The 22836-nt window shown below is 68.9% G+C and carries 22 protein-coding genes; 13 read left to right on the forward strand and 9 right to left on the reverse strand.

Annotation, left to right across the window (positions count from 1 at the left end):
• The first annotated feature begins 20 nt into the window (after window positions 1-20).
• The 4 genes from WA670_RS04890 to WA670_RS04905 all read left to right on the forward strand — a co-directional run bounded on the left by WA670_RS04890 (window position 21) and on the right by WA670_RS04905 (window position 2566).
• Window positions 21-374: a DUF952 domain-containing protein gene (locus WA670_RS04890; RefSeq protein ID WP_134727987.1), complete on the forward strand. Its 354-nt coding sequence runs from the start codon at window positions 21-23 to the stop codon at window positions 372-374.
• Window positions 375-498: 124 nt separating this feature from the next.
• On the forward strand, window positions 499-1062 hold the full coding sequence (locus WA670_RS04895) for a SigE family RNA polymerase sigma factor (protein WP_235147062.1): 564 nt from the start codon (window positions 499-501) through the stop codon (window positions 1060-1062).
• Window positions 1059-1886, forward strand: a complete 828-nt coding sequence (locus WA670_RS04900) for a hypothetical protein (protein ID WP_134727986.1) — start codon at window positions 1059-1061, stop codon at window positions 1884-1886. Before WA670_RS04895 ends, WA670_RS04900 begins: the two co-directional genes overlap by 4 nt.
• Before the next feature lie 95 nt (window positions 1887-1981).
• Window positions 1982-2566 carry a dihydrofolate reductase family protein gene (locus WA670_RS04905; RefSeq protein WP_134727985.1) on the forward strand — a complete coding sequence of 195 codons (585 nt, stop codon included), beginning with the start codon at window positions 1982-1984 and terminating at the stop codon, window positions 2564-2566.
• A 69-nt stretch (window positions 2567-2635) separates the two neighbouring features.
• On the opposite strand, the gene WA670_RS04910 is transcribed toward WA670_RS04905, so the two are convergent.
• The 3 genes from WA670_RS04910 to WA670_RS04920 form a co-directional block, all read right to left on the reverse strand.
• Window positions 2636-3187 (reverse strand): ferritin, encoded by a 552-nt coding sequence (locus tag WA670_RS04910; RefSeq protein WP_037807613.1) that lies wholly within the window; start codon window positions 3185-3187, stop codon window positions 2636-2638.
• A gap of 141 nt (window positions 3188-3328) precedes the next feature.
• Window positions 3329-4525 carry an arginine deiminase gene (locus WA670_RS04915; RefSeq protein ID WP_037806987.1) on the reverse strand — a complete coding sequence of 399 codons (1197 nt, stop codon included), beginning with the start codon at window positions 4523-4525 and terminating at the stop codon, window positions 3329-3331.
• A gap of 61 nt (window positions 4526-4586) precedes the next feature.
• A complete protein-coding gene (locus tag WA670_RS04920) occupies window positions 4587-5420 on the reverse strand; it encodes a CPBP family intramembrane glutamic endopeptidase (protein ID WP_051728584.1) in 834 nt (277 codons plus the stop codon).
• A 22-nt stretch (window positions 5421-5442) separates the two neighbouring features.
• Here WA670_RS04920 and WA670_RS04925 point away from each other — a divergent pair, with 22 nt between their 5' ends.
• On the forward strand, window positions 5443-5910 hold the full coding sequence (locus WA670_RS04925) for a PPOX class F420-dependent oxidoreductase (protein ID WP_037806990.1): 468 nt from the start codon (window positions 5443-5445) through the stop codon (window positions 5908-5910).
• A 3-nt stretch (window positions 5911-5913) separates the two neighbouring features.
• Here the strand turns inward: WA670_RS04925 and WA670_RS04930 are convergent, their stop codons facing one another.
• Window positions 5914-6714, reverse strand: a complete 801-nt coding sequence (locus tag WA670_RS04930) for a DUF2470 domain-containing protein (RefSeq protein WP_134727982.1) — start codon at window positions 6712-6714, stop codon at window positions 5914-5916.
• A gap of 241 nt (window positions 6715-6955) precedes the next feature.
• On the opposite strand from WA670_RS04930, the gene WA670_RS04935 reads away from it, so the two are divergent.
• Entirely contained in the window at window positions 6956-7810 is an 855-nt protein-coding gene (locus WA670_RS04935; protein WP_336157183.1) for a hypothetical protein, read from the forward strand.
• Entirely contained in the window at window positions 7807-8442 is a 636-nt protein-coding gene (locus WA670_RS04940; protein ID WP_043837868.1) for an IclR family transcriptional regulator, read from the forward strand. Before WA670_RS04935 ends, WA670_RS04940 begins: the two co-directional genes overlap by 4 nt.
• On the opposite strand, the gene WA670_RS04945 is transcribed toward WA670_RS04940, so the two are convergent.
• Window positions 8439-9107: a DUF998 domain-containing protein gene (locus tag WA670_RS04945; protein ID WP_134727981.1), complete on the reverse strand. Its 669-nt coding sequence runs from the start codon at window positions 9105-9107 to the stop codon at window positions 8439-8441. The two genes, WA670_RS04940 and WA670_RS04945, sit on opposite strands and share 4 nt — an antisense overlap.
• Window positions 9108-9214: 107 nt before the next feature.
• Window positions 9215-9814 (reverse strand): TMEM165/GDT1 family protein, encoded by a 600-nt coding sequence (locus WA670_RS04950; protein WP_037807003.1) that lies wholly within the window; start codon window positions 9812-9814, stop codon window positions 9215-9217.
• 173 nt (window positions 9815-9987) lie between these two features.
• Between WA670_RS04950 and cutA the strand changes: the two genes are divergently transcribed.
• The 5 genes from cutA (at window position 9988) to WA670_RS04975 (ending at window position 17961) form a co-directional block, all read left to right on the forward strand.
• Window positions 9988-10308, forward strand: coding sequence for a divalent-cation tolerance protein CutA (cutA, locus tag WA670_RS04955; protein WP_037718964.1), 321 nt, complete (start codon window positions 9988-9990; stop codon window positions 10306-10308).
• A gap of 132 nt (window positions 10309-10440) precedes the next feature.
• A complete protein-coding gene (locus WA670_RS04960; RefSeq protein WP_037807005.1) occupies window positions 10441-11940 on the forward strand; it encodes a cytochrome ubiquinol oxidase subunit I in 1500 nt (499 codons plus the stop codon).
• A gap of 291 nt (window positions 11941-12231) precedes the next feature.
• Window positions 12232-13239: a cytochrome d ubiquinol oxidase subunit II gene (gene cydB / locus WA670_RS04965; protein ID WP_037807007.1), complete on the forward strand. Its 1008-nt coding sequence runs from the start codon at window positions 12232-12234 to the stop codon at window positions 13237-13239.
• Between the two features lie 44 nt (window positions 13240-13283).
• Window positions 13284-16709, forward strand: a complete 3426-nt coding sequence (gene cydD / locus WA670_RS04970; protein ID WP_336157004.1) for a thiol reductant ABC exporter subunit CydD — start codon at window positions 13284-13286, stop codon at window positions 16707-16709.
• A 70-nt stretch (window positions 16710-16779) separates the two neighbouring features.
• Window positions 16780-17961, forward strand: a complete 1182-nt coding sequence (locus tag WA670_RS04975) for a GAF domain-containing sensor histidine kinase (RefSeq protein WP_134664496.1) — start codon at window positions 16780-16782, stop codon at window positions 17959-17961.
• Window positions 17962-18998: 1037 nt separating this feature from the next.
• Here the strand turns inward: WA670_RS04975 and WA670_RS04980 are convergent.
• Window positions 18999-20138 carry an epoxide hydrolase family protein gene (locus WA670_RS04980; protein WP_336157005.1) on the reverse strand — a complete coding sequence of 380 codons (1140 nt, stop codon included), beginning with the start codon at window positions 20136-20138 and terminating at the stop codon, window positions 18999-19001.
• Window positions 20139-20197: 59 nt separating this feature from the next.
• On the opposite strand from WA670_RS04980, the gene WA670_RS04985 reads away from it, so the two are divergent.
• On the forward strand, window positions 20198-21154 hold the full coding sequence (locus WA670_RS04985) for a helix-turn-helix transcriptional regulator (RefSeq protein ID WP_336157006.1): 957 nt from the start codon (window positions 20198-20200) through the stop codon (window positions 21152-21154).
• Window position 21155: 1 nt separating this feature from the next.
• On the opposite strand, the gene WA670_RS04990 is transcribed toward WA670_RS04985, so the two are convergent.
• A complete protein-coding gene (locus tag WA670_RS04990) occupies window positions 21156-21782 on the reverse strand; it encodes a response regulator (protein ID WP_009085782.1) in 627 nt (208 codons plus the stop codon).
• Window positions 21783-21854: 72 nt separating this feature from the next.
• Window positions 21855-22835 (reverse strand): hypothetical protein, encoded by a 981-nt coding sequence (locus tag WA670_RS04995; protein WP_037807013.1) that lies wholly within the window; start codon window positions 22833-22835, stop codon window positions 21855-21857.
• Between the last annotated feature and the right edge of the window lies 1 nt (window position 22836).

A 22836-nucleotide genomic window follows, 5' to 3' on the forward strand; every position in this document is an offset into this window, starting at 1 on the left:
CACAGGTGGATGATCGCCGCGTGATCCTCCACATCTGCACCCGCGCCGAGTGGGCCGCGGTGCCCGCCGACGGCGAATACCGCGCGTCCTCGCTCGACGACGCCGGATTCATCCACTGCTCGGACCCGGGCACCGTCGCCCTTCCTGCCAACGCCGTCTTCCGCGGCCAATCCGGCCTGGTCCTGCTGGAAATCGATCCCAAGCTGGTCGACGCGCCCGTCCGCTGGGAGGACGGCGACCCGCCGGACCCGCGCGGAATCCAGTTCCCGCACATTTACGGGCCGATCCCGCGAAACGCTGTGGTCGCGGTACACGATTTCCCCACTGACGCGGACGGTGTCTTGAAGCTGCCCGAGTCGCTTTCCGTGCGCTGACCTCAGTTGTCCACAGCTACGGAAAGTAGCGACGGAGACGGGACAACCCTCGGGGGCGCTCATGCGTGGTGGGGATGACGAGGAACCGTCGCTCGACGCGGTCATCCGGGGAGGGGGCGATACGGTGACGGCAGCCGCATTGCCTCTGACCAGCGGGGATCCGCCCTGGGCCGGTCAGCAGGCGGAGACGGTCAACGCCATCACGGACTTCGGCGACTTCGTGCGCGAGGCCCTGCCCGGGCTGCTCCGCTACGGCCACGTCCTCACCGGGAACCCGCACGACGCCGCGGACCTCGTGCAGACCGTGCTCGAAAAGATCGGCGCACGCTGGTCGTACGTGCAGCAAAAGACCGGCGACCCGCTCGCGTACGTGCGGCGTTCGATGGCGAACGCGCACGTCAGCCGCTGGCGTCGGACGCGGCGGGAGAACCTCGTCGCGGATCTGCCGGACACCAGCCCGTGCGCGCCGAAGGACCCGTTCGAGCATGAGCCGCTGTGGCAGGCGCTGCGCGACCTCCCGCCGCGGCAGCGCACGGTGATGGTGCTGCGGTACTACGAAGGACTGTCCGAAGCGGAGATCGCCAAGGCGCTGGACATCAGCCAGGGGACGGTGAAAAGCCAAGCGAGCAAGGCGATCGCGTCCCTGCGGGCGAAACTGAGGAACCAGGAAGGAGGCGACGCCGGGTGAGTCAGCCCGACGATCTGGAACAGCGGCTCCGCGCCCTCCTCGCCGACGACCGGCTAGCCGTCGAACCAGCCGAGGACGCCGCGTCGGCCATCGTGGCCGGCGCGCGCAGGCGGCGGCGCAGGCAGCGGGTCCTGACATCCGCGGCCGGGGCGGTGTGCGTGCTCGCGGTGGGGTCGGCCGGGCTGGTGGCGATTCAGTTGCGCACCCAGCCCGCCGCGACCGGCGTCGCCGCCCAGCAGGTCGCTTCGGCGCAGCCCACGCTGCCTTCTTCGGTACCCGAGCCCCCGTCGAGCGCCGAATCAACGCAGGTGCAAGCGCCGCCCGTGCCGATGGAGCCCACCGTGGCCGACCCGCCGGTGCCGCCCGCGCGTCCGCACCACACGAAGCCGGCGCCGCCGAAGACGACGCCGCCGAAAGCCGTGTCCGGAGCGCTGGTGACCGCGGACGGCCTTGGCGCGGTGAAGCTCGGCATGACCGAGCAGCAGCTCACCGACCAGGGCATGAAGCTCACGACGGTGAAAGAGTCGGCCGGCTGCACTTACTACGACGTCAGCGGTGGCGGGGTGCCTCCCTCGACGGCTGTCGTGTCGGCGGAGAACGGCGTGGTCGCGGTGAAGCCCGACGGTGCCGCGCACACCCCGGAAGGCGTGGGCGAAGGGTCGCCGAAGGACCAGGTCACCGCGACCTATCCGGGTACGTCGGAGTCGGGGAGCGCACTCGTGTCGCCGACCGGTGACCAGGGCGCGTACCACTTCACGCTGGATTCGGACGGGGCGGTCCAGGCCATCGAGGTCCGGGCGAAGACGCAGGACTGCGCCGGCTGAAAAATTCCGTGAGCCGATGTCGATCTGGCTCCGCGCCGCTCGTGTAGCGGGTGACGGGCCGATTGGCGGCCCGCGGAAGCGGAAGGACATCCCCGATGCGTTCGATCAGCGTCACCCTGAGCATCACCCTCGACGGCGTCGTCCAAGGCCTCGGCCGCAGCGACGAGGACACGCGCGGTGGGTTCGACCTAGGCGGCTGGGGCAATGGCTACAGCGACGACGTCATGGCCCGCGAGATGGGCAAGGGCATGAGCCGGCCTGGGGACATGCTGTTCGGCCGGCGCACCTGGGAGGACTTCGCCACGGCTTGGGGGCCGCGGACGGACGGGAATCCGTTCACCGCGCACATGAACGCGGCGACGAAGTACGTCGTCTCGACCACCCTCGACAACGCGGACGCCTGGCAGAATTCGGTGCTGCTGCGGGGCTCCGCGGTAGAGACCGTGGCGGAGCTGAAAGCCTTGCCGGGCAAGGATCTTTCGATCATCGGCAGCGTTTCGCTCGTGCGCGCGCTGCACGCCGCCGGGCTGGTCGACCGCTACACCTTGCTGATCCATCCGCTGACCCTCGGCCGCGGCGCGCGGCTGTTCGAAGGACCGGCTCCGCTGACCGAGTTTTCGCTCGACGGCAGCGTCGCGACCACCACCGGCGTGCTCATCGCGCACTACGTGCGGCGCTGAAGTTATCCACATGGGGAAGCCCGGTTGTCCACACTGGGGACAACCGGGCTTCCGGCACGTGTCGAGCGCTTACAGCGCGCCACCCGCGACCGGGGGCATCCCGGCGTCCGCGCCGGCGTCGCCGACGGCCTCGCGGTGCAGGAACTTCTCGATCTCGTAGACGTTGTCACCCGCGCGGCGCGCGACCGTGACGAGCGTCGACATCTGGGAGATCTCCTCGACCTGCTCCTTGAGGAACCACTGGGTGAACTGCTCGCTGATGTAGTCCTCCTCGGCTCGCGCGGCCTTCGCGAGCGCGGAGATGTCGGCAGCGACCTCCTTCTCCTGCTCCAGCGCGAGCTCGAGCAGCTCGAGCGGAGCGGAGAACTCGTTGCGCACCTCGCCGGTGCCGGGGACCTCGACGTGGTGGTCGCGGTCGAGCATGTACTGGACGAGCGCCATCGCGTGATTGCGCTCCTCGACGGACTGCTTGTAGAAGTGCTTCGCGAGCTGCGGCAGGTCCTCGTTGTCGAACCAGACCGCGAGCGCGATGTACTGCTGGGAGGCGTTGAACTCGTTGTGGATCTGCGCCTGCAGCAGTTCGTAAAACTTCGAGCGCGGTTCTTTCTTCGTAGCGGCCATGTCCATCACCGTACGTCAATGTCCGATTGTTTTCCACTTTTGGCTGGTGATCTCCACCCTATTAGGGTTACCATTCCTCAAGAAGGAAATGCTTATTTTGGTTAGCCTTCCCTTAATATGTGCGCCCTTATTAAGGAGAGGCTAACTTTTCTTTGCCGGGGGATCGCGGCGCACCGGGCACGACATGCAGCGCGGGCCGCCGCGGCCGGACCCCAGTTCGGACCCGGTGATCGGCAGCACCTCGATGCCCGCCGCGGTGAGTCGTTCGTTGGTCTCCGCGTTGCGTTCGTATCCCACGACCACACCCGGGGCCAGTGCCAGCGTGTTGTTGCCGTCGTCCCACTGCTCGCGCTCCGCGGTGACCGGGTCGAGGCCGGTGTCGATCACCCGCAGCCGGTCGATCTCCATCGCTTCCGCGGCGGCTTCGAGAAACGGCGTCGGGCCCGCCACTTTCACTCCGCCGTCGCCGGTCGGCTTGATGGTGAACGCGGTCAGGGAATCGCGGGCGAGCGGATACATCACGACGGCATCGACATCGACCATCGTGCATACGGTGTCGAGATGCATTGTCGCGCGCGATTGTTCGATCGGTACCGCGAGGACGGTATGCGCGAGTCCGTCGGCGAATACGGAACGGGCGAGCGATTCGGCTCCGGCCGGAGTCGTCCGTTCGCCGACGCCGATCGCGACGACGCCGGGGGCCAGCAGCATCACGTCGCCGCCTTCGATCGGCGCGGAATGCGCGCCGTAAGCGCGGGCGGCGTGGCGGAATCGCGGATGGTAGGCGTAAATGAGGTCGAGCAGCGCCGTTTCCCGCCGCCGCGCGGGCATGGTCAGCGACGAGATCGCGACGCGGTCGCCGATCCACGCGGACGAATCGCGGGTGAACAGCAGATTGGGCAGCGGATCGACGGCGAAGTCGCGCGGATGGTGCATCATCCGCACCAGGGACGCGCCCTCGGCGGACGGCAGTTCCTCGAACGTCATGCCCGCCATCAGGACCTCGGCGAGCGTGGGCGCGTCGACGCTCGTGAGATGCGACCTCAGCGAGTCCGCGAGGTCGCTGCCGAGCCGCCGGTCGTCCACCGCCGCGTGGACCCCGGCGGCGTGCGCGCGCGGATCTTCCAGCGCGGTGCGGAGAACGTCGGCCAGCAGCAGCACTTCGACGCCGCGTCCGCGCAGGACGTCGGCGAACGCGTCGTGCTCCTGCTGAGCCCGGCTCACCCACGGGATGGAGTCGAAAAGCAGCTTGTCGTTGTTGCGGGGCGTGAGCCGTTTCAGCTCGTTTCCCGGCCGGTGCAGCAGTACTGCCCGAAGCGGCCCGACTTCGCTGTCCACCCTGGGAGGTGCGGTGCTTTCGCTCGTCTCGCTCACGAAGTGCGAGCCTAATGAGCGGGCATCACGGGAGCCAGGAAAGACGGCCTTTCAGCAACGAATAGCCGACGAAGGACACCACATCGAACAAAGTATGCGCGGCGATGAGCGGCCACAGCCGGTTGGTCCGCTGCCACACGCGGCCGAACACGAGCCCCATCACGAGGTTGCCGACGAACCCGCCGAAGCCTTGGTACAGGTGGTAGGAACCGCGCAGCACCGCGGCGCCGAACAGCGACGCGTTCTCGCGCACGCCAAGCTGCCGCAGCCGCGTGAGCAGATAGCCGATCACGAGCACTTCCTCGGCGAAAGCGTTGCCGAACGCGGAAAGCGTCAGCGCGATCGGCCGCCACCAGGTATCGCCCAAAGTGGACGGTTGCACCGCGAGGCTGAAGCCGAGGTGATAGGAGACGAAGTACAGCGCGAGCCCGGGAATGCCGATCAGCGCGGCGATCCCGACGGTGATGAGCGCGTCGGAACGGATGCGCCTGCTCAGCCCGATTTCGCGCAGTTTCATCCCGGCCCGCCACAGCAGGTACAGCCCGAGCCCGCCCCAGCCGATCAGCTGCGCGGCGCTCAGCAGCTGCTGGAGCAGGTCCAGCAGGCTCGCCGCCGCGCGCGGGACGTTGAGCTGCACTTGCTGCTGCGCCAACGGGGTCGGCCGCAGCAGCGAGTCCACAAGGGACAGCAGGCTGCGCGCGCCGGACAGCCCGAGGGTGATGCCGAAAACGAGGACCAGCTCGATCTTGACCGCCCGCCGCTCGCGCGGATCGGTGAGCTGAGCCGGGAACGCCGGAAGTGCCGGGTTGAGCCAGGATCGCAGGCCCGACGGCCGTCCGGAACGCTCTGTGGTGCGCATGAACGCACGCTACCGTCGGGGTATGCCGAGGACTATCGCCACCAACACGAAGGTCGAGCGCGCCGAACTGGTCGCGTTCCTGAAGCCGCGCCACCGCGCGATCCTGGTGACCACCCGCGCCGACGGGCGGCCCCAGCTGTCCCCGAACACCTGCGGCGTCGACGACGAGGGCCGCATCGTCATCTCGACCTACCCGAAGCGCGCGAAGGCGGTCAACCTGCGGCGCGAGCCGAAGGTGTCGGTGTGCGTGCTGTCGGACGAGTGGAACGGCCCGTGGGTGCAGGTCGACGGGACCGCGGAGGTGCTCGACCTGCCGGATTCGGTCGAGCCGCTGGTCGACTACTTCCGCAGCATCTCCGGCGAGCACCCGGACTGGGACGAGTACCGCGAGGCGATGCGCAAACAGGGCAAGAGCCTGATCCGGATCACGATCGACCGGTGGGGGCCGATCGCGACCGGCGGCTTTCCCCCGGAGCTGGCCGAGGACTGACGGTCAGTCCTCGCCGTGCTGGTGGCGCAGGAACGGGCAGCCGAGCAAGCGCCGCAGTTCTGCGGCCAGCTGCGGCGGGCTGTCGACGGTGCGGGAGAACGCCAGCCGGACGTCGTGGTCGCCCGCCGGTGATTCGACGCGCAGGCGCAGGCCGTACCGGTCGAGGCCGAGCGGGCGGATCCGGCCGCCGCGCAGGTCCGCGGGCAGGTGCCGGCCCAGCTGTTCCACCACGTCCGGATGGTCGCTTTCCAGGTGCCGCAGCCATTCGGCCTCGTAATCGTGGAACGGGTCCGGCGGGGCCGCGCTGAACATGTGCGGCCGGAGCGAATGCGTGCCCTCGGCGTCGGCGAGGACCAGCGACGCCGGGGTCAGCCGGAGCAGCGTGAGGCCGTGGCCGACGTCGAGAAGCCGGTGGTCCGGCCGCTGTTCGGCGATCGACACCGCGCGGGCGCGGGCCGACACCTCCGTCAGCGGCCGGAGCCATCCGGTGATCCACAGCAGGCCGCGGACCGGTTCCCGCAGCGCCACTGGGGCGTGGTCGGCGAGCTCGACCATGACGGCGAGCTCGCCGCGCTGAGCCTGCCGGGACGCGCGCACCATCGGGTGCTCGTCCGGCAGAAGAATGCTGACGCTTCCGCTGTGGTGCACGTGATGCAGGACGGGTTCGACGCGTTCGGCCTCGCAGCCGGCGCTCTCGACGGTCGGCATGATCGTCGCCGGGCCGCCGCGGGTCGCGATCGTCTTGGCGCGTTCGGCGGGATTCGGCGCGGGCGGGCGGCGCACGGATACGGGTGCCTCGGTCACGGCTCACCTCCTACTTAGGTGAGCCTAACCTGAATTGCCGCGCGAAGGGAAGAGTGCGCGCGAAGATCACCCACGGGGCGGGAAAACGCTGGTCAGCGGATCGGCTTAAGGGTGGGACCGCGTGGAAGCGGCTCATTCGGCCGGTTGGTCCCGTGTCGGGAAGGCCTTGAAATGCGTCCGCAGAGCGAACGATTTTGTCCCCATGCCGTACGCTACTAGCGTGTCAGTCGTGTCAAGCGCTGTGGAACTCACGCCCCCCGGCCCCCGTGGAATTCCTCCCCTGTTCGCGCGGCTCGTCGACGACTCGGCGCTCTTCCCGCCGGCGGACGTCGCGATGCCGGAGGCGCTGCGTGCGCACTTCGAATCGCGCGGCGGGGAACACGCCGGGGTGCTCGGGGTTTTCCTGTGCCAGGCCTCGCGGCTGCCGGAGCTGATCACCGAGCTGATCAAGATCAAGCCCAAGGAGCCGCTGCCGCTGTCGCTGATCATCGACACCGGGCTGGGCGGCGTTCCGAAGGCGATCTCGATCGTCGAATCGCGCAGCGAGCTGCTGTCGCTGCGGATGGTGGAGATGCCCGCCCCGTCCGACGTCGACGAGGTGTGGCTCGAACGCGTCTCGGAGTTCGTGCCCGAGGACGTCATCCGGGTGGTCGAACCGCGCCGCGGCGTCGGCTGGCTGGACGGCGTCCGCAACGTGATCGAGCACGGCAGCTGGCCGAAGATCCGCTGCGGTGGCAAGGCGGGGGAGAACTTCCCCAGCGTGGACGAGGTCGCCGACTTCCTGTCCGTGGTCAGCGGCTCGCCGGGAGCGTCGTTCAAGGCGACGAACAGCCTGCACCGCGCGGTCCGGCACGTCGACCCGGACACCGGCTTCACGCATCACGGCTTCCTGAACCTGCTCGTCGCGTCGGCGCGCTGCCTCTCCGGCGGCGACGTCCGCGCGGCGCTGGAATCGACCGACGGCAAGGCGCTCGCGGACGAAGCGCGTGCGCTGCCGGAGCCGGCCGCGAAGGCGGTCCGGCAGCTGTTCGGGTCGTACGCGGCGGCGTCCTTCGCCGAGCCGGTGGCCGACCTGGGTGAACTCGAGCTGTTGTGAGCACGGAGGGGTCGCTGACCCTCGACCGCGGTCTGGCGCTGCTGCAGGCGGTGGCCGATTCGGGCGAGCAGGCGGCGACCATCTCCGAACTCGCGGTGACCATCGGCGCGAGCCGCGCGGCGGTGTACCGGCTGCTGGTGCCGTTGGCCGAACGCGGCCTGATCTGGCGGGACGGCACGAAGGTGCGGCTCGGCGTCGGAGTGCTGCGGCTGGCCGGTCAGGTGCTGCCACAGCTGCGCGAGGCCGCGCGGCCGGTGTTGCGCGAGCTGGCCGAGAAGGTCGGCGCTACCGCGCATCTGACGGTGGCGCAGGGCGATCACGCGCAGGCGGTCGCGGTGGTGGAGCCGTCGTGGACGAGCTACCACGTGGCGTACCGGGTCGGCAGCAGGCACGCGCTCGCCGCGGGTGCGGCGGGACGGGCGATGGCGTTGCGGCCCGGCGGCACTGACAAGTGGGCCGTTTCGACCGGCGAGATCGAGGCCGGTGCTTCTGGCGTCGCCGCGCCGGTGCGGGGGGTTCCCGGTCTGCGGGCGAGCGTCGGGGTGATCTCGTTGGAGCCGTTGGCTTCGGACGAGGTGGGGCCGTTGGCGGTGGAAGCGGCGTTGAAGCTTGCCGAGGTGCTGCGGACCTAGCGGCGGGACGCGGCGACCAGCGGGCGGACCATGGTCAGCAGCAGCGCCAGGTCGACCGTGAACAGCAGCCGCTCGAACAGCCCGAGCGTCACTTCCTGCTGCGCGGGCCCGGTGAGCAGGGTGAACACGAAACCGCCCAGCACCACCGCCACGCTGGCGAAACTCGCGACGGCCAGGCGGCGGATCGTCGTGCGGCGCGGCTCCCACGGACACGATCGACCGCCGCGGCGGGTCAGCAGCCAGGCGGCGGTGGGGAGCGCGAGAAAAGCGGTGAGGGCGGCGGCGTTGTGCAACTGGCCGTCGAAGGAACGGGCTTCGCCGTTGGGGTCGACGGGGACTGTCGCGCAGATCGTGAGGCCGGCGCACCACACGCCGAGCAGGATGACGACCGCGGGCGAGCGGCGGGCTTTGACGAGCCCGGCCAGCAACGCCAGCGAACCCAGCGCGAGCGCGAGGCACATGACGGCGAACAGCCGCGCGGCCGAATGGTCGCCGAGCCTGCCGTAGACGTACTCCGACAGCGTCTGCCAGATCGGGCTGATTTGCGCGGAGAGCCGCAGGTGCAGGTCCGTGGCGATGAGCACCGCCGCCCCGATGCCCGCCAGCGCGAGCCTGCCGTGCACCGGCGACACCGGCGACACGGCGGCGCGGGAGGTGGTCGGCACGGGCGCTCCTCGGCGGTCATGGCGGAGGCCATGGCGTCACCGGGGGTTCACCTGGTCCTCGTTCCGGGGTTCCGAAGAGGTTACCCGGCGTTCCTGTGAAACGGCCGTTACCAGAGCAGCTGGGCCAGCGCGAACGCGGCGAAACCGGCGAACACGAACCCGGCGACCCGCTGGATCAGCTTCGGCCGGATCCGGTCGCGGATCTTCGCGCCGATGAACACCGCCAGCCCGGCGACCGACACCAGCGCGACGAACGCGCCGACCCCGACCGCGAACGGGTTGCCGAGACGGGCGACGAGACCCGCGGTCGCCAGCTGCGAGGCGTCGCCCCACTCCGCGGCGAAGAGCACGCCGAACGACGTCAGCGCGGAACGCAGGAACGACACCGGCCCGGGTCCGGACCGCGACGCGTCCTCGCCCGCTTCGCTGCCTTCGCTGAAGCCCTCGCGCAGCAGCAGGAACGCGCCGACGCCGAACATCGCGGCGACCAGCACCGAAACAAGAGTTTCCGGCAAGAGGGTGAGCAGGCTTCCGAAAGCGACCGCGATCACGCATTGCACGGCGAACGCCACGCATACTCCGGCGAATACCGGCCAGGCGCGGAAACGGGTGGTGAGCACGAGGGTCGCGACGAGCGTCTTGTCCGGCAGCTCGACGGCTAGTACCAGGCCGAACGCGCTAAACAGAGCGATCAATGCGGGAGACATGGGTTCGTGCTCACCCCTTTCACTGCAACGATAAAGGGGAGGTTCAGAAAACCGCAAGCTGATGGGTTTCGCGAATTGCCTGATAAGGTCGGCAGAATGCTCGCCGCTGGTGGGCCGGAATATTTTTTTCGGTGCGCCGAATTCTGTTTTCCGGCTGCGGTACGGTGCGGGTCATGTCTGCTGACCACGTCGTCGTCACCACCACCGTCGACTCCGAGGCCGCCGCGCGCACCATCGCCGCGAGCGCCATCGAGGCCCGGCTCGCCGCGTGCGCCCAGATCGTGGGGCCGATCACCAGCGTTTTCCGGTGGGAGGACGAGGTGCAGACGGCGGCCGAATGGCGGGTCGAGTGCAAGACGGCCGCGGACCGGTCCGGTGCGCTGGAGGAGTTCCTGAACGTGCGGCATCCGTACGACCTGCCCGAGGTCATCGTCACGCCGATCGTCGGCGGCAGCCCGCGGTACCTGTCGTGGCTCGTGGAGGAGACCCGCTGAGCACCACCTGATCGGGGGTAGCTCGGCCTGGGTCCGGACCCGGATTCCAGCAGGTCGGCGGGACGTTGGTCCCGGCTGGTTCAGGACGTGTTGAACTGGCTGGCGCGACTGCGCGCGCGGAGGATCGGACACGTGGATGTCCTTGAGCTCGCGCGGTGGCAGTTCGGCATCACCACCGTCTACCACTTCCTGATGGTCCCGCTGACCATCGGACTTTCGGTGCTGGTCGCGGCCATGCAGACGGCGTGGGTGCGCACCGGCAAGCTGCGGCACCTCAAGATGACGAAGTTCTGGGGCAAGCTGCTGCTCGTCAACTTCGCCATGGGCGTGGTGACCGGGATCGTGCAGGAGTTCCAGTTCGGGATGAGCTGGAGCGCCTACTCCCGGTTCGTCGGCGACGTGTTCGGCGCGCCGCTCGCGATGGAAGGCCTCCTCGCGTTCTTCGTCGAGTCGGTTTTCCTCGGCCTGTGGATCTTCGGCTGGGACCGGCTGCCTCGTCGCGTGCACCTGGCCTGCGCGTGGGCGTTCTCGCTGGCCACGATGGCCTCGGCGTACTTCATTCTCGCCGCGAACTCCTGGATGCAGCATCCGGTCGGCGTCGAGTTCGTGAACGGCAAGCCGACGATGAACTCGATCGGCGCGGTGCTCACGAACAACACGGCGCTCGCCGCGATCCCGCACACGCTGGCCGGCGCGTTCTCGGTAGCGGCGGCGTTCCTGGTCGGCGTGGCCGGCTGGCACCTGTGGCGGCGCCGTTCGACGTCGGACGAACACCGCGAGGTCTGGCGCTCGTCGCTGCGCCTCGGCGGCTGGGTCGGCGTGGTGGCGTTCGCGGTACTGGCGATCACCGGCGACATGCAGGGCAAGCTGATGTTCGAGCAGCAGCCGATGAAGATGGCGTCGGCGGAAGCGTTGTGCCACACGGAAAAGCCAGCGAGCTTCTCGATCATCGCGATCGGCGACGTCGCTAACGCGAACTGCGAGGACGTCAAAACGTTCAACGTGCCCGCGCTGCTGTCTTTCCTGGCGCACAACGACTTCTCCACCGAGGTCAAGGGCGTGGAGAACCTGGTTTCGGAATACCAGGCGAAATACGGCACGAACTACCCGGACGACCCGGCGCTCGGTTCGCTCGCGGGCAAGCCGATCGACTACGTGCCCAGCCTGCCGGTGACGTACTGGGGCTTCCGGATCATGATCGGCTTCGGCGCGATCTCCGCGGGCATCGGCCTGCTGGCGCTGTGGCTCACCCGACGCGGTCGAATCCCCGGCGGACGCTGGTTCCCGCTGCTGGTGCTCGGCGGCATCGCGACGCCGTTCATCGGCAACAGCGCGGGCTGGATCTTCACGGAGATGGGGCGGCAGCCGTTCGTGGTCGCGCCCAACCCGACCGGCGTCGAGGGCATGTGGATGTTCACAGCGCAGGCGGTGTCGAGGCTGACGGTGGGCGAGATCCTGACGTCGCTGATCGCGTTGACGCTGCTGTACGCGGTGCTGGGCGTGGTGGAGCTGTACCTGATGCGCAAGTACGTACGGGGCGGGGTGGACGCGGTGATGCCGCCTGCCGCTGCTTCCTCTTCTGATGAAGGTTCGGATGATTCCGATGACCAGGCGCTTTCGTTCGCCTACTGACCCGGTGGAGCGGGCCGGGGTGCCGCCAGAAGACCCGGAGGGCCGGGTCTGGGCGCGGCCCGCTCCACTGGCCTGGACCGGCTGGCGAGACCAGCCTCCCGCCGAGAACGCAGCCCCCGCCCTCACCGGGGGGACGCCCCGTACCCAGCGTAATCGGTTCGTGGCTCTCGCGGGTTACCCACAGCGAATCTGTGGACAACTCGGCGGGTTGTGGATAACTCAGGGCCATCGTGGGGGCAACCCGGTGGCCGACCGGATGACGCCGGCGCACGCCGGACGAGGTGAGTGGGCATGACGCTCGAAACGCTGTGGTTCGCGATCGTCGCGTTGTTCTGGCTGGGGTATCTCTTCCTCGAAGGATTCGACTTCGGCGTCGGGATGCTGCTGCCGGTGCTCGGGAAGACGAACACCGAGCGGCGCGTCCTCGTCAACACGATCGGGCCGGTCTGGGACGGCAACGAGGTCTGGCTGATCGTCGCGGCCGGGGCGACCTTCGCGGCGTTCCCCGGCTGGTACGCGTCGCTTTTCTCCGGCGCCTACCTCCCGTTGCTGCTCGTCCTCATCGCGCTCATCGGGCGCGGCGTCGCGTTCGAGTACCGCGGCAAGGTCGACTCCGAACGCTGGCGGCGCGTCTGGGACCGCGTGATCATCATCGGTTCCTGGATCCCTCCGCTGGGCGTCGGGCTGCTGCTCGCGACCACCGTGCTCGGCCTGCCGCTCGACGCGCAAGGCAACCGCGTCGGGTCGCCGTTCGAGTCGGTCCGGTGGGACACGCTGCTGGGCGCGGTGGCGATCGTCGGGTTCTCGCTCGTGCACGGCGCGGCGTTCCTTGCCCTGAAAACGACCGGTGACCTGCGGGAACGCGCGCGCACCATCGCGCTGCGCATCCTCCCGGTCGGGCTGCTGCCGTTGGTCGCGTTCCTCGTGGTCGTCCAGGTCCGCGAAGGCAAACTGTGGACGCTCTTCTCGCTGGTGATCGTCGTCCTCGCGGCCGCGGTCGCGTGGCTGCGGCTCTACGTCGACCGCGACGGGCAGGCGTTCGCCGCGCTCGCGGTCGTCATCACGGCCGCCGCGGTGACCTTCTTCGGGGCGCTCTACCCGAACGTCCTGCCGTCCACGCTCGACCCGGCGCACTCGCTGACCATCATGAACAGCGCGGTCAGCCACTACACGCTGACGGTGATGACCTGGGTCGGCGCGTTCGGGGCGCCAGCTGTGCTGATCTATCAAGGCTGGACCTACTGGGTGTTCCGCAAGCGCATCGGCGTCCAGCACATCCCGGCGGTGCACGCACCATGACCGAGCTTCCCGGCCGCGCACCCCTTTCCGCCACCGGGTCCCCCATGGACCCTGTGCGGCCGGGCAAGGGTCCGCTCGGCGCGCTCTCGGCCCTGGGGCCGGCCGCGCGCCGAGCGCTGATCCTGGTCGCGGTGCTGTCGTTCGGGAACGCGGTTTTCCTTGTCGGACAAGCTTTTCTGCTGGCGGACATCCTCGCGGACGTGGTCTCCCGGGGGCTGGGGGAAGGGGGCCGCACCGTCCAGTTGGCTGTCCTGTTCGCGCTCGTCGTGGGCCGCGCGGGCACCAGCTGGGCGGTGCGGGTGGTTTCCGCCCGCGCCGCCGCGACCGCGCAACGCGACCTGCGCGCCCGCGTCGTCGACCACGCGTTGCGCCTCGGCCCGGAATGGCTCGCCCGCCGCGGCCACGGCGAACTCACGACCCTCGTGACCCGCGGCCTCGACGCACTCGATTCCTACTTCCGCGAGTACCTGCCCGCGCTCGTCACCGCCGCGGTCGTTCCCGTCGCGGCAGGCGCGGCGATCCTGTGGACAGATTGGCCGTCGGCGGTGATCATCGCCGCGACGGTCCCGTTGCTGCCGATGTTCGCCGTCCTGGTCGGAAAATTCACCGCCGACTGCGTTTCCGGCGCGACGGACGCGGTGCACCGGATGTCCGGCCTGCTGCTCGAACTGGTGCGGGCGCTGCCAGTGCTCACCGCGTTCCGGCGAGCCGACGCTCAAGCCGAAACCGTCCGGAAACTGTCGGACCGGCATCGTCGCGCCACGCTCAAGACGTTGCGCGTCGCGTTCTCCTCGGCATTCGTGCTCGAACTCGCGGCGACGCTTTCGGTCGCCTTGGTGGCGGTCGTCATCGGCGTTCGGCTGGTGTCGGGATCGCTCCCGCTGGCGATCGGACTCGGCGTGCTGATCCTCGCTCCCGAGTGCTACCAGCCGATTCGCGCGGTCGGCGCGGCATTCCACGCGAGCGAGGACGGCGTGGAAGCGGTCCGCCGGGTGACCGCGGTGCTCGCGGAACCGGTCCCGGCCGAAGGAACGCGGACCGCGCCCTGTGGATCGTTGGTTGTGTCCGACCTAAAAGTCGCTCGACGCGGTGGATTCGCTCCCGACGGCGAGAGTTTCTCCGTCCGGCGCGGCCAGATCGTGTGGCTGCGCGCGCCGAGCGGTGGCGGTAAATCGACCACGCTAGCGACCTTGCTGGGCTTCGTGCCGTCCTACGACGGGTCGGTGCTGGCCGGAGACGTACCGCTGGCTCAGGCCGACCTCGAACGGTGGCGCGCGGGGATCGCCTGGGTCCCGCAGTCGCCGGTTTTCAGCGGCGGCACCGTGCGGGAAGAACTCGCGGTCGCTGGACCGGACGTCGACGCGATGCTCGGCGAACTCGGCCTGCACGGCCTCGCCGACCGTCCGGTCGACCGGCTTTCCCAAGGACAACGCCAGCGCGTCGCCGTGGCTCGGGCATTGTTGCGAGTTCAGTCAGGCGCGTGGTTGCTCCTGCTGGACGAGCCGACCGCACACCTGGACGACGTCAACGCGCGCCGGGTCATGGACGCCGTCGAGCGAGCCGTCGAAAACGGTGCGGCGGCGGTCATCGCTGCGCACGAACGTTCAGCCGCAGTCGCTGTTCAGGACTCGGCTCCCGCGGCGGTCAGTGAGTCCACTTCGGACAGTTCTGATGCCCGACCGCTTCCTTGGCGGATGCTGCTCGACCGACGGCTGTTCTCGGGAGCCCTGTTAGGTGCCTTGGCACTCTTGGCCGGGATCGCCCTCACCGCGACCTCTGGCTGGTTGATCGCCAAAGCTTCGTTGCAGCCGCCGATTCTGACCTTGACGGTCGCGGTCGTCGGGGTGCGCGCGTTCGGACTCGGCCGGGCCGGACTCCGGTATGTCGAACGGCTCGTGACGCACGACGCCGCCTTCCGGATCGCCGGACGGTTGCGTGTTCGGCTATGGAATGCGTTGGTGCGCTTGGGTCCTGCGCGCAGTCTCGAAGCCGGGGAGAGCCAGCGGCGGTTGGTGACGGACGTCGACACGGTGCGCGATCTGCTGCCGCGAGTCGTGTCGCCGCCGATCGTGGTCGGGCTGGTCGCGGCCGGGGCTGTCGCGGTGCAGACGTTGGTGCTGCCGTCGGCCGGTTTGGTACTGGCCTTGACTGTGCTGGTCGGCTTGGCGGCACCGGCGGTCGCGTTGCGGTTGGAGCGACGGGCGACTTCGGCCCTGGCTGCTGGACGCCGGGACGTCGCTGCGCGGGTGCTGGTGCTGTTCTCGTCGGCGGCGGAACTGCTCGCTTACGGCGGGGCGGCTTCGCGTCGCCGCGACTTGGCCTCGACGGACACCCGACTGGCCGCCGACACCCGACGGCAGGCCTTCGGCGCAGGCGCGGCGGATGCACTGATCACGCTGGCGACCGGGGCGGCCGCAGTGGTCAGCACGATGCTGGCGGCGGGAGCGGTCGGGCGTGGGGAGCTGGCGGGGGTGATGGCGCCGCTGCTGGCGTTGGTGCCGTTGGCGCTGGCCGAGGTATTGGCGCTGTTGCCGCAGGCGGCGGTGCATTGGGACACCCTGCGAGCGGCTCGGATTCGGCTCGGCGCGGTGGTCGGCGAGTCGGAGGTTGGACGTTCGCAGGGCGCGGCTGGTTTTGCCGGGGGTGCGTGCGGAGCGGATGGCCGAGCGCGCGCGGCGGCTGGTTCCACTGGGGGCATCCACGAAGTAGCAGGTCGCGCGGGAGCAGGGCGTTCGCGTGGTGCGGCTGATTCCTCCGAGGGCGTTGACGAAGAAGCCCGTCGCGCTGAACCGGCGGGTTCCCTTGTCGCTCAGTCCGTCGACGAGCCGGACTTGGAGCGTGCAGCTGCGGTTCGGTTGCGGGGTGCCGAGCTGGGGTGGCCTGGCGGCGAGGCGGTGCTGAAGGACGTCGAGTTGAGCGTGCCGGCCGGGGCTTATGTCGCGGTCGTCGGGCCGAGCGGGGCTGGGAAGTCGACGTTGGTGGCGGCCTTGCTGGGGTTCCTCGAGCCTCGTCGCGGCGAGGTCGTGGTGCCGGCGAAGGTGGCTTGGGCGCCGCAGGAGCCGATGCTTGTCTCGACCACTGTGGCGGAGAATTTGCGGCTCGCTGATCCGCTGGCGGAGACGTCCGATTTGCGGCGGGTGCTTGATCAGGCGCAGTTGCCGGAGCTGGATTTGGCGACGGTGCTCGACAGCGCCGGGGCCGGGTTGTCTGGTGGGCAGGCGCAGCGGGTGGCGTTGGCGCGGGCGTTGCTGGCGGCTCCGTCGGCGGAGTTGGTGTTGCTTGACGAGCCGACGTCGCATCTCGATGAGCCCACGGCGCGGGCGTTGCGGGCGACGTTGCGTACAGAGCTTGCTGGACGGACGGTCGTGCACGTAACGCACAATGCGGATGAAGAGCTGCAAGCGGACATCGTTTTCGAGGTCCGGGACGGGCGCGTCGTGCGGCGGGCGTTGCCGCGGGTGGCGGCGTGACGGAGGGTTGTTGGTGACGGTCACGATTTCGGGTCTGGGGCAGGGCTCCGCGCTAAGGTCGGAGTTGCTTATGGACCCGACACTCGCCGCACGCGCCCTTTCCGCGGCTACGGAGATCACCAGCACCGCGCTGTCCGGGGACGACCCGGAGGGGGTGCTGGAAACAGTCGTGGCCAGAGCCGTCGAGCTGGCGGACGCGGACCTCGGGCTGGCGATGGTCAGCGCCGATGACGGGCGCGTCGTGGTCGAGGCGGCGTATGGGGTCGACGGCTTTCTCGCCGAGGTGCAGACGGGCGACGGTGACGGCGGGCCGGTCGGGGAACTGCGCGGGCTGACCCTCGGGACGGATTCCGCGGCGGGCCAGGTCGCGCGCGGCAGTGAGCCGATCGCGGCGGAGGACTTCATCGTCGACCCGCGCACGGCCCCGTATGTGCCGGACGAACTGCGCGGGTACGGACCGTTCGCGGCCGCGCCGTTCGGTTCCGGCGGGCGGGTGCTTGGTGCTCTCACGGTGTACCGACGACAAGGTCGCGAGCCGTTTTCCGCGGGCACGGTCGAGATGCTCGCGGCGTTCGCGGCGCAGGCCGGGGTGGTGCTCGCGCTGGCGGAGGGCGCGAACGCGCGGCATCGCGTCACCCTCTACCAAGAGCGCGAACGCATTGCCCGCGAGCTGCACGACGTGATCGTGCAACGGCTCTACGGCACCGGCATGCAACTGGACCGGGTCCGCCGCAACATGCGCAAACGCTTCGCGCAGGCCGACGGGGCCCGGCTGTCCGACGCGATCGACCAGCTGGACCAGACCATCGAGGAAATCCGCGGCACCGTGCGCGCCCTGCGCTCGCCGGAGCCACGACACGACCCCGGCACCCCGACCGACCTCGCCGAATCCGCGCGCGGCGAAGTGCGCATCGCCGGCGAGTTGCTCGGGTATCCGCCGACGCTGGAGCTGTCCGGCGAGTTCGCCGACATCCCCGCCGAGCGGGCCGACCACATCCGTGCCGCACTGCGCGAGGCGCTGTCCAATGTGGTCCGACACTCCGGTGCGAGCGAAACCCGCGTGACCCTGACCCGCGACGCGGAGGGTGTGAAGCTTCGCGTGCGGGACAACGGATCCGGGGTGCCGCAAGGGGTCGCGACTCGGGGGCTGCGGCATCTCGCCGAGCGTGCTGATGCTGCTGGTGGCCGGTTTTTCCTCAATTCTTCGCCGAGTCTGGGGACACTGGTCGCGTTTGACCTGCCGCTTGAGTGAGTGGTTCGGTGGTTGCGTTGCTGCGCAGGGTTCAGTAAGCGCAGGGGAGGGATGACAGCCGCAGTGTGGCGATGGGGAGCTGCGGCTGGCGACGAGAATCGCAGTGCAGCGACGGCAAATCGCGGCGCGGTGACGGCAACCGTAGCGGAGCGATGACAACCGCACCGCGGCGGCGAGAACCGCAGTGCGGCGACGACTACTGCGGCGCAGCGACGAACAACCGCGGTGCAGCGATCGACTGTGAAGCAGCCATGCCGCAACGTCGACACCGCACGCGCGACCGCGCTTCTTGCAGCTGTGACGGGACGCCCACCGCGTAGCCACCACGGAGCCATCACGCTGCGACTCCACCGCACGGCGACTCCGCCGCACCGGCGACAGTTCGCGTTGCACCGAACGCCGTGACCGGATTGCCTTGGCTGCCAAGGCAATAAGCCAATAAGCCAATAAGGCAATAACCCGCCCAGCGTCGAGTCCTGAGCGGACTCCGAAGCGGCAGTTACCGCGCCGCGCGCGCACGTCGCGGTAACTACATCGCACCGAGTTGACATCGCATCGGACTCGGCAGGGGCAGCCGCACAGCACGGCGTAGCTCTGCACTGTGTCGTCGACCCCGCGTCGCGGTGACCTAGCGCAGTACCGAAACGTCACCTCGACCTAGCACTGTTTCAAGCCAGCCACCTAGAATCCGCCGCCTCGGATCGCAGGAAACGCGCTGTGTCTGCGTTGTCTGAATCGCGTTTGTCCTGAATCGTCGCGGCAAACACGCCGCATCGACCTCGCGCCGTTGTGAACCCACCGCTGTGAACACACCGCGCACCAAGAGATTCAGCCTTCACGAGTCATCGAACACACTCCTTCCTCGAATTCGCTCTGCCACCGAGCCGTTCCCCATGGTAGCGAAGAATCGAACATCCATTCGGCACTCAATTGGGTGAACCACTCCCTGGAAGTCGGCTACCCACAGCTCTGTCTTGGACGCCGAGAACCCCGTCCGCAGCAACGCGGGCGGGGTTTGGGCGCGGAATCAGCAGGAGTCAGTCGCGGTTAGCGAAGAAAGCGCGAATGTCGCCGGCGAGGAGGGCGGGGCGTTCCATCGCCGCGAAGTGGCCGCCTTCCTCGAAGCGGCTCCAGTGCACGATGTTGGTGTTGTCGCGTTCGGCGAAGGTCTTGATGGTCTGGAAGTCGTCCTTGAACACCGCGACCCCGGTGCGCGCGTCGCTCACCCGCGGCTCGGCCTGTGCGCGGGCGTTCTCCAGGTAGCTGCGGCTCATCCCGGAAGCGGCGTTGGCGAACCAGTTCACGCTCACCTCCAGCAGGATCGTTTCCAGCGGCACCAGCGACGTCCCGTTGCCGAAGGAGTTGAACAGCTCGCTGTAGGCGAGTAATCCGATCGGGGAGTCACTGAGGCCAACGGAAACCGTCTGGGGGCGCGACGCGTTCATCGTGTTGTAGTCACCGACTGATTGAAACCATTGCATGTGCGCGAGGCCGGCGTGATCGGCCGGTTCGAGGCGTTCGAATTCCGCCGGGTCGCCGGACGGGAACGAGAACAGCTGCAGGACGTGCAGGCCGAGGAAACCGTCCGGGTTCAGCACACCGAGCTCCCTGGCGACCATCGCGCCGTTGTCCGAGCCGTGGATTCCGTAGCTCTCGTACCCGAGGCCGCGCATCAAGCGGTCGTACGCGACGGCGACGCGGGCGACCGTCCAGCCCGCTTCGGCGACGGGCTGGGAGAAGCCGTAGCCGGGCGCGTCGGGGATGACGACGTCGAAGGCGTCCTCTGCGCGGCCGCCGTGCGCGACCGGGTCGACGAGGTGGTCGATCAGGTCGAGGTAGTCGACCGACGAGCCGGGGTAGGTGTGCGCGAGCAGCAGCGGCGTCGCGCCGGGATGGTCGGAGCGGACGTGGATGAAGTGGAACGTCTGGCCGTCGATCTCGGTGGTGAAGTGCGGGAAGGAGTTGATCCGCGCTTCGGCGGCGCGCCAGTCGAAGCTCCGCCACGCCTCGAGCGCCGTCCGCAGGTAGGCGTTCGGGGTGCCAGCGTCCCAGTCGTCGGTCGGCGACGGCTGCGGCAGGCGGGTGCGGGCGAGGCGGTCGTGCAGGTCCGCGAGTTCGGCGTCGGTGACCTCGACGGTGAAGGGGCGGAGGGCGAGGGAGGCGGTTGCGTTCGTCATGAGAAGAACACTAGGAGGCTATTAGGTAGGATTAGTTCCTAATAGAATAAGGAGTTTCGATGGCCGATCCGACGGCGCGGTTGCTGGCGCTTCTCGCTCTCCTGCAGACGGCCGCTGGGCGGAGCGGCCGGGAACTGTCGGAGCGCTTGGGCGTCTCGGCCCGCACGATCCGGCACGACGTCGAACGGCTGCGTGACCTGGGTTATCCCGTCGAGGCGACGCGCGGGAACGTCGGCGGCTACCGGCTGGGCTCGGGCGGGAAGCTGCCGCCGCTCCTGCTGGACGACGAAGAGGCGGTAGCGGTCACGGTCGGGCTGCGGGCGGCGGCGGGTATCTCCGGGATCGAGGAGGCCGGCACGCGGGCGCTCGCGAAGCTTGAGCAGGTTCTGCCGTCGAGGCTGCGTCCGACGGTCGACGCCCTGCGCTCGACAATCGACCGCGGTCCGGAGAACACCGGCACCGACGCGCCCGATCCGGAGGTCGACGGCACCGTGCTGCAGGAGGTCGCGCGGGCGATCCGCCATGTCGAATGGCTCCAGTTCGACTACGCGGACGAGCTGCGGCTGGTCGAGCCGTACCGGTTGCTCAGCTGGCAACGAAGGTGGTACCTGGTCGCGCGCGACCCGCAGGACGGCAGCTGGGCGACCTACCGCGTCGACCTGATGCAGCCGCGGATGCCGACCCGCCGCCGGTTCGAGCCGAATCCCTTGCCGGGCGGGGATTACACCGCCTTCGCGATGCGCACGATCGCGGCGAGCGGGTGGATCGTGCACGCGCGGCTGCGCATCGACGCCCCGGCGGACGAGGTGCTGGCGCGGATCAATCCGACGGTCGGCGTCGTCGAACCCCTTGACGAGCACCAATGCGTACTCGTCACCGGCGCGGACAGTTTGGACACCGTGGCTGTCTACATTGGAATGCTGATGATGGACTTCACGGTCGAATCGCCGCCGGAGCTGATCCCGCGGCTGCAGTTGTTGTCCGAACGCTACGGTCGCGCCGTCGCGGGCAGCTGATTCACTTGCCGCGCCGGGCAATCCACGCCGCGGCCTGGGTGCGGCGCTGCATGCCGAGCTTCGCCAGCACGGACGTCACGTAGTTCTTCACCGTTTTCTCGGCGAGGAAAAGCCGTTCGGCGATTTCGCGGTTCGACAGCCCCTGTCCGATCAGCTCCAGGACGTCGCGCTCGCGGTCGGTGAGGGCGGCCAGCTCGTCGGTCGGCGGATGGCGCAGCTTGTCGAGCACGCGAGCGGTGCTGACCGGGTCGAGCAGCGACCGTCCGGCGGCGACCTCGCGGACCGCGTTCACCACGTCCTGGCCGCGAACCTGCTTGAGCAGATAGCCCGAAGCACCCGCCATGATCGCGCCGACCATGGCTTCCTCGTCGTCGAACGCGGTGAGCATGAGGCAGGCCGGCGGATTCGGCTTGGACCGCAGTTCGCGGCAGAGCGTGATGCCGTCGCCGTCCCCGAGCCGAACATCGACGACCGCGACATCCGGCTCGACGTGCATGGCCACCGCGAGCGCCTCCTCGACGCTCCCGGCCTCCGCGACCACTTCCAGGTCGGCCTCGTCGCTGAGCAGGTCGCGCAGGCCCCGCCGGACGAGTTCGTGGTCGTCTACGAGCAGCACCTGGATCGGCATATCTCCAGGTTACGGGGCATGGGGCGGTTCGTCTGCCGGTGGTGCCGCACGACACCAGCGGGCAATGAGACCTCATCCCGGACTCGAGCCGTTGGAACGCGGGCGGGAGCCGTTCCGGCGTTCGCCCGCAAGCGTCTCGTCCAGTGTTGCGCGCAGCTTGGCCAGTTCGCTGTCGCGGCCCCGTGAGTTCGCCGAGTCGAGGAGCGCGAGCCGCATTTCCTGGCGGTCGAAGTCGTCGGCCTCGCTCATCAGTCGTCCCACCGCGTTGCGGAACGGGTCGTCGCTGTCGAGCAGGTTTCGGCCGATCGGGATGTCGTAGGTGTGGATGTAGTCGAGGACCGTCTTCACCTCCACCTTGTCCTGGCTCAGCATCATGGCGAGCAGGCTCACTTTGCCGGAATCGATCACTTCGCTGAAAAAGCTGATGCGCTCACGGTCCATTTCGCGTTGCTCACGGTCGACGATGCGAGCCCGCCGGATCGTCTCGAGTGCGTGCCGGTGCAGGGAACCGGCACCGTTGAGGCGGAAGAGCGTGTCGGCCTTGCCCCACGAGATGGGGCCCTCGCTCACCGGGATCATCGGAGCGAGCAGCCGGTCGGCGACGTCCGCGAGGTCTTCTACCTCGTCCAACGCGGTTCGGTGCACGACCGGGCGCAGCCGGTCCTCAACACTGCTGCGGATGGCGTCGAGGTGATCGAACTTCGGCCGGTAGATCAGGGCGACCGGATCGGTGACCTGCCAGATCACCGAGATAGTCGCCTCTACGATGCCGCCTTCGTTCGCTGTTTCGAACACGCTCGTAAAGGTCATGCTGGTCGGCGAGATGTCGACCTCGTAGAGGTCCTTCACGTGCTTCGCCATGCTCAGCCCGAGCTTGTGCACGCCGGTCGTAGAGCCCAGGTGCAGATTCGTGCTGGCCCACATTCCGTCGTCGCAGCGAGCGACCAGGACCCGGTCGTGCCGCTTGCGCGATTGATGGCGCAGGATGGCAGCGAAGGGACGGGGAAGCCGGCGCACCCCGTGCCAAGACTGGTAGGGCGATTCGTTCTCCATC

It is taken from the genome of Amycolatopsis sp. VC5-11 (assembly GCF_037034185.1).
Lineage (GTDB): Bacteria > Actinomycetota > Actinomycetes > Mycobacteriales > Pseudonocardiaceae > Amycolatopsis > Amycolatopsis nivea.